This is a genomic window from Citrobacter sp. wls827, assembly GCF_005280875.1.
Classification (GTDB): domain Bacteria; phylum Pseudomonadota; class Gammaproteobacteria; order Enterobacterales; family Enterobacteriaceae; genus Citrobacter; species Citrobacter youngae.
On sequence record NZ_SZWR01000037.1, the window covers coordinates 43,814 to 53,870 of the forward strand.

9 protein-coding genes are annotated in these 10,057 nt (G+C 52.2%); 2 read left to right on the forward strand and 7 right to left on the reverse strand.

Annotation, left to right across the window (positions count from 1 at the left end):
- The 4 genes from glmM to rlmE all read right to left on the reverse strand — a co-directional run.
- A partial coding sequence (gene glmM, locus FDX03_RS22230) for a phosphoglucosamine mutase (RefSeq protein WP_137346609.1) occupies positions 1 to 1,331 on the reverse strand: 1,331 nt, incomplete at its 3' end.
- Entirely contained in the window at positions 1,324 to 2,172 is an 849-nt protein-coding gene (gene folP / locus FDX03_RS22235; protein ID WP_048213410.1) for a dihydropteroate synthase, read from the reverse strand. The genes glmM and folP, both read right to left, overlap by 8 nt.
- A gap of 217 nt (positions 2,173 to 2,389) precedes the next feature.
- On the reverse strand, positions 2,390 to 4,321 hold the full coding sequence (ftsH, locus tag FDX03_RS22240) for an ATP-dependent zinc metalloprotease FtsH (RefSeq protein WP_048213411.1): 1,932 nt from the start codon (positions 4,319 to 4,321) through the stop codon (positions 2,390 to 2,392).
- 99 nt (positions 4,322 to 4,420) lie between these two features.
- Positions 4,421 to 5,050, reverse strand: a complete 630-nt coding sequence (rlmE, locus tag FDX03_RS22245; RefSeq protein WP_004106110.1) for a 23S rRNA (uridine(2552)-2'-O)-methyltransferase RlmE — start codon at positions 5,048 to 5,050, stop codon at positions 4,421 to 4,423.
- A 125-nt stretch (positions 5,051 to 5,175) separates the two neighbouring features.
- Between rlmE and yhbY the strand changes: the two genes are divergently transcribed.
- Positions 5,176 to 5,469 carry a ribosome assembly RNA-binding protein YhbY gene (gene yhbY / locus FDX03_RS22250; RefSeq protein ID WP_003025016.1) on the forward strand — a complete coding sequence of 98 codons (294 nt, stop codon included), beginning with the start codon at positions 5,176 to 5,178 and terminating at the stop codon, positions 5,467 to 5,469.
- A gap of 155 nt (positions 5,470 to 5,624) precedes the next feature.
- On the opposite strand, the gene greA is transcribed toward yhbY, so the two are convergent.
- Positions 5,625 to 6,101: a transcription elongation factor GreA gene (greA, locus tag FDX03_RS22260; protein ID WP_003025019.1), complete on the reverse strand. Its 477-nt coding sequence runs from the start codon at positions 6,099 to 6,101 to the stop codon at positions 5,625 to 5,627.
- Positions 6,102 to 6,349: 248 nt separating this feature from the next.
- Between greA and dacB the strand changes: the two genes are divergently transcribed.
- Entirely contained in the window at positions 6,350 to 7,783 is a 1,434-nt protein-coding gene (gene dacB / locus FDX03_RS22265; RefSeq protein ID WP_048213412.1) for a serine-type D-Ala-D-Ala carboxypeptidase, read from the forward strand.
- A gap of 98 nt (positions 7,784 to 7,881) precedes the next feature.
- Here the strand turns inward: dacB and cgtA are convergent, their stop codons facing one another.
- Both cgtA and FDX03_RS22275 read right to left on the reverse strand, forming a co-directional pair.
- Positions 7,882 to 9,054, reverse strand: a complete 1,173-nt coding sequence (gene cgtA / locus FDX03_RS22270; RefSeq protein WP_003828732.1) for an Obg family GTPase CgtA — start codon at positions 9,052 to 9,054, stop codon at positions 7,882 to 7,884.
- Between the two features lie 15 nt (positions 9,055 to 9,069).
- Positions 9,070 to 10,035, reverse strand: a complete 966-nt coding sequence (locus FDX03_RS22275; RefSeq protein WP_137346598.1) for a DMT family transporter — start codon at positions 10,033 to 10,035, stop codon at positions 9,070 to 9,072.
- Positions 10,036 to 10,057: the final 22 nt, after the last annotated feature.

The following is a 10,057-nucleotide window of genomic DNA, read 5'->3' on the forward strand; positions in this document are numbered from 1 at the left end:
GCTTTCACAGCATCGGCAATACGGTGGGCGAATTCAGTCACCTGCGCTTCGTCTTCACCTTCAACCATCACACGAATTAACGGTTCGGTACCAGACTTACGCAGCAGGACGCGTCCACGGTTACCCAGCGCCGCTTCCACTTCCGCCATCACCGCCTTCACGTTTTCATGTTCCAGCGGATCGCCGCTACCTGCGGTGTAACGTACGTTAACCAGCAGCTGTGGGAACATTTTCATACCGCTGCACAGGTCGTGCAAACTCATATGGTTGCGCACCATCGCCGCCAGCACCTGCAGGCCCGCCACGATGCCGTCACCGGTAGTGGTTTTGTCCAGCAGGATCACATGACCAGAGTTTTCGGCACCGATACGCCAGCCTTTTTCCTGCATTTTTTCCAGCACATAGCGGTCGCCAACTTTCGCACGGGCAAACGGAATACCCAGCTGTTTCAGCGCCAGCTCGAGGCCCATGTTGCTCATCAGAGTTCCCACCGCGCCACCGCGCAGTTGCCCCTGGCGCAGCGCTTCACGAGCGATGATGTACATGATCTGATCGCCATCGACCTTATTACCTTCATGGTCAACCATAATGACGCGGTCGCCATCGCCGTCCAGCGCAATACCCAGATCGGCTTTTTCCGCGATTACGCGCGCCTGCAGCGCACGAACATCGGTCGCACCGACTTCTTCATTGATGTTCACGCCGTTCGGTTCACAGCCAATCGCAATGACGTTAGCACCCAGCTCGCGCAGTACATTTGGCGCAATGTGGTACGTTGCACCGTTAGCGCAGTCCACCACAATTTTAAGCTCGTTCAGGCTCAGTTCATTCGGGAATGTGCCTTTGCAGAACTCAATATAACGACCGGCAGCATCGACAATACGACTGGCTTTACCCAGTTCGGCCGAATCCACGCAGGTGATTGCTTTTTCCATCTCCGCTTCAATTGCTTCTTCAACTGCATCCGGCAGTTTGGTCCCGTCGATGGAGAAGAATTTAATCCCGTTGTCATAAAATGGGTTGTGAGAAGCGGAGATAACAATCCCGGCTTCAGCACGGAAAGCACGCGTCAGATAAGCAACGGCAGGTGTTGGCATGGGGCCGGTGAAAGAAGCTGACAACCCCGCGGCAGCCAGGCCCGCTTCCAGCGCAGATTCCAGCATATAGCCGGAAATACGCGTATCTTTACCGATAATGATTTTGCGTGAACCATGACGTGCCAGCACTTTTCCTGCCGCCCAGCCCAGCTTGAGCACAAAGTCAGGAGTGATTGGAGCGTCGCCTACACGACCACGAATCCCATCGGTGCCAAAATATTTACGATTACTCATAGCGTTTGTTTTCCTTTGCAGACAATGTGGCTTCCACCACACGCATCGCTTCTACGGTTTCTTTGACGTCATGGACACGAATAATCTGCGCTCCCTGCATTGCGGCAATGACCGCGCATGCAAGGCTGCCGCTCAAACGCTCAGATGGACCCACATTGAGCAATTGGCCAACCATTGATTTTCGTGACATCCCTACCAGCAGCGGCAGATTAAAATGATGAAATTCCGCCAGACGTGCCAGCAATGTGTAGTTGTGAGTAAGATTTTTACCGAATCCGAATCCTGGGTCGAGTAGCAATTTATCTTTTGTGATTCCGGCCCGTTCACAACGTGCTATTTGCTCAACAAAGTAACGATTTACCTCAGCAAATACATCCTCATACTTCGGTGCTTCCTGCATAGTTTTCGGCTGCCCCTGCATATGCATCAGGCAAACCGGCAATCCAGTTTCTGCCGCAGCTTCCAGCGCGCCCGGCTCCGAGAGTGAGCGAATGTCATTAATGATATGTGCGCCCACTCTGGCGCACTCACGAATGACCTCTGGTTTTGAGGTATCTACCGAAATCCACACTTCAAAACGTTGAGCAATTGCCTCCACCACCGGGATCACTCGCTGCAGTTCTTCTTCCACGCTAACATCCGCCGCTCCCGGTCGCGTAGACTCACCACCCACATCAATGATAGTCGCCCCTGCGTTAATCATCAGATTTGCGTGTTTTACCGCCTCAACCAGAGAGTTGTGCGCCCCGCCATCAGAAAAAGAGTCTGGTGTGACGTTTAAAATCCCCATGACGTGGGGATGGCTGAGATCCAGCGAAGATCCCTGAGCAAAGAGTTTCATAGTGTTATCCCTGGTATATACCCAATGAATTTCGAGTTGCATCTGCATTAGCTTTCCTCGCTCACCCCAGTCACGTACTGATGTACGCTCCAGGGGATTCCCTGCGTCGCCGCCTTGATGCAACTCGAAATTCATTGGGTATAAGTTGATAAATAAAAAAACCCCGGAGCAAGCCCCAGGGTTTTCAATTAAAACATGGTCATCAGATGACGATAACTTATTTGTCGCCTAACTGCTCTGACATGTTGCCCGGGTTCGGCGTACGCGGCTCTTCAGCCGGACGCGGTGCACTCGGGGTGCCATTGTTGCCAGAGTTGTTAGATGAACCAGACTCTTCCCAACCCGCTGGCGGGCGCACATCGCGGCGAGCCATCAGATCATCAATCTGCGGTGCATCGATGGTCTCATATTTCATGAGCGCATCTTTCATCGAGTGCAGAATGTCCAGGTTATCGTTCAGCAGACGGCGAGCACGGTCATAGTTGCGCTCAATCAGTGATTTCACTTCCTGATCGATAATACGCGCGGTTTCATCGGACATATGTTTTGCTTTCGCAACAGAACGACCGAGGAACACTTCGCCTTCTTCTTCCGCGTACAGCAACGGCCCCAGTTTGTCAGAGAAGCCCCACTGAGTGACCATGTTACGCGCCAGGTTCGTCGCGACTTTAATGTCGTTGGACGCACCGGTAGAAACATGTTCAGCACCGTAGATGATCTCTTCCGCCAGGCGACCGCCGTACAGCGTGGAGATCTGACTTTCCAGTTTCTGACGGCTGGCGCTAATTGCGTCGCCTTCAGGCAGGAAGAAGGTGACACCCAGCGCACGACCGCGCGGAATAATCGTCACTTTGTGCACCGGATCGTGCTCCGGCACCAGGCGACCGATGATTGCATGGCCAGCTTCGTGATACGCGGTAGATTCTTTCTGCGCTTCCGTCATCACCATGGAGCGACGTTCCGCACCCATCATGATTTTGTCTTTCGCTTTCTCGAACTCAACCATCGATACAACACGCTTGTTACCACGCGCTGCAAACAGTGCCGCTTCGTTCACCAGGTTCGCAAGGTCCGCACCGGAGAAACCAGGCGTACCACGAGCAATGATTGCCGCATCGATATCCGGAGACAGCGGTACGCGACGCATATGCACTTTCAGAATCTGTTCACGACCGCGAACGTCTGGCAGCCCCACCACAACCTGACGGTCAAAACGGCCTGGGCGCAGCAGCGCAGGGTCAAGAACATCCGGACGGTTAGTTGCCGCGATAACGATAATACCTTCGTTACCTTCGAAGCCGTCCATCTCAACCAGCATCTGGTTCAGCGTCTGTTCACGTTCATCGTGACCGCCACCCAGACCAGCGCCACGCTGGCGACCTACGGCGTCGATTTCATCGATGAAGATGATACACGGTGCCGCTTTCTTGGCTTGTTCGAACATGTCACGCACACGAGATGCGCCCACACCAACGAACATTTCCACGAAATCAGAACCGGAAATTGTGAAGAATGGAACCTTCGCTTCACCCGCGATGGCTTTTGCCAGCAGGGTTTTACCTGTACCCGGAGGACCAACCATCAGGACGCCTTTCGGGATCTTACCGCCCAGCTTCTGGAAACGGCTCGGTTCGCGCAGGTATTCAACCAGTTCAGCGACCTCTTCTTTCGCTTCGTCACAACCCGCGACATCAGCAAAAGTGGTTTTGATCTGATCTTCGGTCAACATGCGCGCTTTGCTCTTACCGAACGACATGGCACCTTTGCCACCACCGCCCTGCATTTGACGCATAAAGAAGATCCAGACACCAATCAGCAGCAGCATTGGGAACCAGGAAATGAAGATAGAAGCCAGCAGGCTCGGCTCTTCAGGCGGCTCACCAACAACCTTGACGTTTTTGGTCAGCAGGTTATCAAGCAGCTTCGGATCGTTAACCGGAATGTAGGTCGTGTAACGGTTACTATCTTTCTTGGTAACGTTAATCTCACGTCCGTTGATACGCGCTTCACGAACCTGGTCCTGATTGACCTCTTGCAGGAAGGTAGAGTAATCAACCTTACGGCCATTAGACTCGCTGGGCCCAAAGCTCTGGAATACTGACATCAGCACAACGGCAATGACCAGCCAGAGTATTAGGTTTTTCGCCATGTCACTCAAGGGATTAACCTCATATTACAACTGTGTTAAAAACAGCGTCAGGATACTCTATATCCAGTGTCTTTCAAACTTTCGTTTGAAATCTACCGGTTATGGTTTACGCCCGGTCGCTACAATGTACACTTCACGCGAACGGGCGCGAGAAGAGTCCGGCTTACGAACTTTGACCTTCGTAAACAGGGAGCGAATCTCTCTTAGATACTCATCGAAGCCTTCGCCCTGGAACACCTTCACTACAAAACTACCACCTGGCGCTAATACATCACGAGCCATTCCAAGTGCCAGTTCAACCAGATACATGGCCCGGGGAATATCCACCGCCGGTGTTCCACACATATTTGGCGCCATATCAGACATGACAACTTGTACTTTACTGTCACCTACACGCTCAAGTAACGCTTTCAGGACTAATTCATCACGAAAGTCGCCCTGAAGGAAGTCCACACCAACGATTGGATCCATAGGTAAAAGATCGCAAGCGATAATGCGGCCGCTGTTTCCGATCTGCGTAACCGCATATTGCGACCAGCCACCGGGTGCAGCGCCGAGGTCAACAATCGTCATCCCCGGTTTAAAAATTTTGTCACTTTGCTGTATTTCATCAAGTTTAAACCAGGCACGGGAACGTAACCCCTTTTTCTGCGCCTGTTGAACATATTTATCGCTAAAGTGTTCCTGAAGCCAGCGACTCGAGCTGGCAGAACGCTTTTTACCTGTCATTTCACATTCCCAAAGGGCAGTTCATCGTAACCAATGGTGTAAATTTCTACACAGCTATTTGGTGATATATGGGAGATGGCGGTAGAATGACCCGTTTTCAATCCCAACGTAAGCAAAAATATACGATGAATCTGAGTACTAAACAAAAACAGCACCTGAAAGGTCTGGCACATCCGCTCAAGCCTGTAGTTATGCTTGGCAACAATGGTTTGACCGAAGGGGTACTGGCCGAGATTGAACAAGCGTTAGAGCACCATGAACTTATCAAGGTGAAAATCGCCTCGGAAGATCGCGATACTAAAACCTTGATCGTGGAAGCTATCGTACGCGAAACCGGCGCCTGTAATGTGCAGGTCATCGGCAAAACGCTGGTACTGTATCGCCCGACTAAAGAACGTAAAATCTCGCTGCCACGCTAAGAATATCCCAAAGTTGCACACGAAGTTTGTGTAAAACGCGGGGTTTTCCGCTAGCAGGAGAGCAAAATGCCACGCTCTCTTCGTTGATAAAAGGCCGCTATGCGGCCTTTTTCCTTTCTTTACAATACATCAACATCTTGAGTATTGGGAAATTCTTACAGGTATTCGACCTTCGTCACTTCATACTCAACTTCGCCGCCCGGTGTTTTGATAACCACGACGTCATCCTGCTCTTTACCGATAAGGCCACGAGCGATAGGCGAGTTCACTGAAATCAGGTTCTGTTTAAAATCGGCCTCATCATCGCCCACAATGCGCCAGGTCTGCTCTTCATCGTTATCAAGATTCAGAACGGTAACCGTCGCACCGAACACAACGCGGCCGTTATTTGGCATTTTAGTGACGTCAATAACCTGCGCGTTAGACAGTTTGGCTTCGATATCTTTAATGCGACCCTCGCAGAATCCCTGCTGTTCACGCGCCGCGTGATACTCCGCGTTCTCTTTCAGGTCACCGTGTTCACGCGCTTCCGCGATCGCGGCAATAATTTCAGGGCGACGCACAGATTTAAGAAAATCCAGTTCTTCGCGCAGTTTTTCAGCACCACGTAAGGTCATCGGGATAGCTTGCATTTGTTATACCTCTTGAACATTCCTGTAGGGGGTGGTTGTCCTCACCCCGGCTGCTAAGCCCACCCTGGCATACGCCATGCCAGAGTCAGAAGCAAAAAAATACCGACCCGGGGCACGAGGTCCCAGGTCAGCTACAATTCTCCATTTGATGTTCATTTTACCCTGGAGTTCCCTATGGGTCATCGTTTACTTTTTGGGGCGTTGCGCCGTAGTATGACGGCCTGTTTCCAGGTTGTTAGCGCGAGATTATGCGATTTTCCAGATTTACTATTGGATTGACTGCCAGTATAGCGTTCAGCGTTCAGGCTGCGAACGTCGACGAGTATATCAATCAGCTCCCTGCCGGGGCCAACCTCGCCCTTATGGTACAGAAGGTTGGCGCTCCTGCTCCTGCTATTGATTTTCATAGCCAGCAGATGGCACTCCCCGCCAGTACCCAGAAAGTGATCACCGCGCTGGCGGCATTGATTCAGCTCGGGCCGGACTTTCGTTTTACCACCACGCTTGAGACGAAAGGCAACGTGGAAGGCGGAGTATTAAAAGGTGACTTAGTAGCGCGATTTGGTGCCGATCCGACGTTAAAACGTCAGGATATCCGCAATATGGTGGCAACCCTGAAAAAATCAGGCGTGACGCAAATTGCCGGAAATGTCCTGATCGACACCTCTATTTTCGCCAGTCATGATAAAGCCCCTGGCTGGCCCTGGAACGACATGACGCAGTGTTTTAGCGCACCGCCCGCAGCAGCCATTGTCGATCGTAACTGTTTCTCTGTTTCACTCTACAGCGCGCAAAAACCTAACGATCTCGCGTTTATCCGCGTGGCATCTTATTACCCGGTCACCATGTTCAGCCAGGTGCGTACTCTCGCTCGAGGCTCTGCGGAAGCGCAATATTGTGAACTGGATGTGGTTCCCGGCGATCTCAACCGCTTTACATTGACCGGATGCCTGCCCCAACGTGCCGATCCGCTGCCGCTGGCGTTCGCCATTCAGGACGGCGCCAGCTATGCCGGGGCGATTATCAAAGATGAGCTAAAACAAGCAGGGATCACTTACAGCGGTACTCTGCTGCGCCAGACGCAGGTCAACGAACCGGGAACCGTAGTCGCCAGCAAACAATCAGCACCGTTGCATGATCTGCTTAAGATTATGCTGAAAAAATCAGACAACATGATTGCCGACACCGTTTTTCGCATGATTGGCCATGCGCGATTTAACGTACCGGGCACCTGGCGGGCAGGTTCAGATGCCGTACGTCAGATCCTGCGTCAGCAGGCGGGCGTCGATATTGGCAACACGATTATTGCCGACGGCTCTGGCCTCTCTCGCCATAACCTGATTGCCCCCGCCACCATGATGCAGGTGCTGCAATATATCGCTCAACACGATAACGAGCTGAACTTTATCACTATGCTGCCGCTGGCGGGGCACGACGGCTCCCTGCAATACCGTGCGGGTCTGCATCAGGCTGGTGTGGATGGCAAAGTATCGGCGAAGACAGGCTCGCTGCAAGGAGTCTATAACCTTGCTGGCTTCATTACCACGGCAAGCGGCCAACGCATGGCATTCGTGCAGTATCTGTCTGGCTATGCGGTAGAGCCTGCAGACCAGCGCAACCGCCGTATTCCACTGGTGCGCTTCGAGAGTCGGCTGTACAAAGATATATATCAAAATAACTGAGTATGTTTGCCGGATGGCGGCGCAAACGCGCCTTATCCGGCCTACAGCGCGTCCTGGAAACAAAAACCCCGGCAACATGGCCGGGGTTTTTATTGGGATTAACGCTTGTAAATGAACTCAACGCCTTCTTCGTCGTCTTCGTCCCAATCATCATCCCAGTCATCTTCCGCTTCGTCTTCGACTTCAGCGAGCTGCTGGCGGTGATAATCATCCCACATGAACTCAACTTTCTCCGGCTGTTTCGCTTCTTCAGCCTGAACGATTGGGTTCTCAATGATAAAGGTCATCACATCCCAGCAAAGATCCTTCACACCCAGCTGGCTGGCGGCAGAGATCAGGTAATATTTACCTTCCCAGCCCAGCGCTTCAGCGATGGCTTTCGCTTTTTCTTCCGCTTCAGCTTTGTCCATCAAATCAATTTTGTTGAACACTAACCAGCGCGGTTTAGACGCCAGATCCTGACTGTATTTTTCCAGTTCGCCAATAATGATACGGGCGTTTTCTACCGGATCGGAACCGTCAATCGGATCGATATCGATGAGGTGCAGCAACACGCGGCAACGCTCCAGGTGCTTCAGGAAGCGGATACCCAGGCCTGCGCCTTCAGCCGCGCCTTCAATCAGACCCGGAATGTCGGCAACCACGAAGCTCTTTTCGTTGTCCATACGCACAACGCCGAGGCTCGGTACCAGCGTGGTGAACGGATAATCCGCCACTTTCGGTTTCGCCGCAGACACTGCACGGATAAACGTCGATTTACCGGCGTTTGGCATACCCAGCATACCCACGTCTGCCAGCAGCATCAGCTCCAGCATCAGGTCACGCTTATCGCCAGGTGTACCCATCGTTTTCTGACGCGGGGTACGGTTGACCGACGATTTAAAACGGGTGTTACCCAGACCGTGCCAGCCGCCTTTAGCGACCATCAGACGCTGACCGTGTTTGGTCATGTCGCCCATAGTTTCGCCCGTGCCCTGATCGATAACACGCGTACCGACAGGCACTTTAATCGTGACATCTTTACCACGCTTACCGGTGCAATCACGGCTTGCGCCATTCTGACCACGTTCCGCACGGAATGATTTTTCAAAACGGTAATCGATCAGCGTGTTCAGGTTTTCGTCGGCTTCCAGCCAGACGTCACCGCCATCACCACCGTCACCACCGTCCGGACCGCCTTTTGGGATGTATTTTTCGCGGCGGAAGCTGACACAACCGTTACCGCCATCGCCTGCAACGACCAGAATCGATGCTTCATCAACAAACTTCATTTTACTCTCCGTAAATCATTCGCCTGAGCGGGGTTGCGAAACCACCGTTTCATGCTTACGTAAACCGCCCCAAATTCGATGACCAATGGCGGAATACATCGCGCCCGCAACCACGATAAACGCACCGAGATAACCTAAAAGGTTTAGCATCGGTCTGGCGAAGAAATCGGGCCAGGCCAGTGATAATAAATCTGAAAATAACAACGTAAACAGCGGCGTGAGCGTAATTATGGCGCTCACCTGCGCCGCCTGCCAGCGAGCCATTGCTTCCGCAAGGGCACCGTATCCTACCAGCGTATTCAGGCCGCAGAACACGAGGCATGCCAGCTGCCAGTCGCTGAGTTGCGCTATTACACCGGGTTTAGCCAGCGGCAACAACGCTATCGTACATAAAGTGTACAGTAAAAACAGGATCTGCGGTGATGCCAGCCGGCGCAATAACACCTTTTGCGCGACCCCATAACACACCCAAACCGTCGCGGCACCGACACCAAAGATCACACCCCAGGTGTAATCGGTCAGCCGGGTAAAAATTTCGATCAGACTGGTATTAAAAAACAACACCAATCCGCTCAGAAGCATAATAGCGCCAATAATCTGCGTGCCGCGCATCTTCTCCTTCAGGATAAAGACGCTGGCGATCATCATGCCAACCGGTGACAGTTGACCGATAACCTGCGAAGCCGTTGGGCTCAAATATTGCAAGGATGAACTAAACAGAATGAAGTTACCGAACAGCCCACCGGTAGCGATAGCCAGCAGTACCAGCCAACGCGCTTTGCGAAAAATACGCAATGGAGGGAGCTTTTTTTTAACCGCAAGAATAGCGCCAAGGCCAATACTTGCCATTAAAAAACGGTAAAACACCACGGTAGGAGGCTCCATCACCTCCAGCACTTGCTTCATCGCTATTGGTAAAGCCCCCCAACAGACAGCTGTCGTGAGTGCTAACAGAATATCAATGCCTGCCTGCTGCTTCATGCCGTATTCCCTGCAAGGGCTC